The organism is Companilactobacillus futsaii JCM 17355 (assembly GCF_001435505.1).
Taxonomy (GTDB): Bacteria; Bacillota; Bacilli; order Lactobacillales; family Lactobacillaceae; genus Companilactobacillus; species Companilactobacillus futsaii.
The window spans coordinates 1-1,830 of the sequence record NZ_AZDO01000040.1 but is presented as its reverse complement, the minus strand read 5'-3'; the positions used below and the strand labels follow the sequence as shown (position 1 = coordinate 1,830).

Genomic DNA, 1,830 nt, shown 5'->3' with positions numbered 1-1,830 from the left:
CCTCTCAAAACTAAACAAAGTTTTAACGTTGTGTATTTCCGTTGATGCTAAGCATCATATCCTTAGAAAGGAGGTGATCCAGCCGCAGGTTCTCCTACGGCTACCTTGTTACGACTTCACCCTAATCATTTGTCCCACCTTAGGCGGCTAGTTCCCCGAAGGGTTACCCCACCGACTTTGGGTGTTACAAACTCTCATGGTGTGACGGGCGGTGTGTACAAGGCCCGGGAACGTATTCACCGCGGCATGCTGATCCGCGATTACTAGCGATTCCAGCTTCATGCAGGCGAGTTGCAGCCTGCAATCCGAACTGAGATCGGTTTTAAGTGATTTGCTTGCCCTCGCGAGTTCGCAACACGTTGTACCGACCATTGTAGCACGTGTGTAGCCCAGGTCATAAGGGGCATGATGATTTGACGTCGTCCCCACCTTCCTCCGGTTTGTCACCGGCAGTCTCACCAGAGTGCCCAACTGAATGCTGGCAACTGATAATAAGGGTTGCGCTCGTTGCGGGACTTAACCCAACATCTCACGACACGAGCTGACGACAACCATGCACCACCTGTATCCATGTCCCCGAAGGGAAAGACTTATCTCTAAGCTTTTCATGGTATGTCAAGACCTGGTAAGGTTCTTCGCGTTGCTTCGAATTAAACCACATGCTCCACCGCTTGTGCGGGCCCCCGTCAATTCCTTTGAGTTTCAACCTTGCGGTCGTACTCCCCAGGCGGAGTGCTTAATGCGTTAGCTGCAGCACTGAAGGGCGGAAACCCTCCAACACTTAGCACTCATCGTTTACGGCATGGACTACCAGGGTATCTAATCCTGTTTGCTACCCATGCTTTCGAATCTCAGCGTCAGTTACAGACCAGAAAGCCGCCTTCGCCACTGGTGTTCTTCCATATATCTACGCATTCCACCGCTACACATGGAGTTCCACTTTCCTCTTCTGCACTCAAGTCTACCAGTTTTCGAAGCACTTCCTCGGTTGAGCCGAGGGCTTTCACTTCAAACTTAATAGACCGCCTACATTCTCTTTACGCCCAATAAATCCGGACAACGCTTGCCACCTACGTATTACCGCGGCTGCTGGCACGTAGTTAGCCGTGGCTTTCTGGTTGAATACCGTCAGTACGTGAACAGTTACTCTCACGCATGTTCTTCTTCAACAACAGAGTTTTACGATCCGAAAACCTTCTTCACTCACGCGGCATTGCTCCATCAGGCTTTCGCCCATTGTGGAAGATTCCCTACTGCTGCCTCCCGTAGGAGTTTGGGCCGTGTCTCAGTCCCAATGTGGCCGATTACCCTCTCAGGTCGGCTACGTATCATTGCCTTGGTGAGCTATTACCTCACCAACTAGCTAATACGCCGCGGGTCCATCCAAAAGTGATAGCAGAGCCATCTTTCAAGCTACGATCATGTGAAAGTAGTTGTTATGCGGTATTAGCACTTGTTTCCAAATGTTATCCCCCACTTTTGGGCAGGTTACCCACGTGTTACTCACCCGTCCGCCACTCACCAAGGTCTGAATCATAAAGCAAGCTTTAATCAACAGTTTGGTTCGTTCGACTTGCATGTATTAGGCATGCCGCCAGCGTTCGTCCTGAGCCAGGATCAAACTCTCATATTAAAAGTTTGTGACTCATAAAAAATTATACTAGCGAATTGACTTCGTTGTAAATCCAACAAATAAATGTTGGCCTACACAATTTAGTGTTAAAACTTTGTTCAGTTTTCAAAGGTCTACCAGCTGATTAAGCGCTTACGCTCATCAGCGACTTAATTATTTTATCAAGCTGACAAGTTAATGTCAAGAACTTTTTAAAA

General features: G+C 48.4%; 1 rRNA gene. It reads right to left on the bottom strand.

Annotated elements, in window-relative coordinates:
• Nucleotides 1–66 precede the first annotated feature (66 nt).
• Nucleotides 67–1,633: ribosomal RNA gene (locus FC88_RS04090) — 16S ribosomal RNA — on the bottom strand.
• Nucleotides 1,634–1,830: the final 197 nt, after the last annotated feature.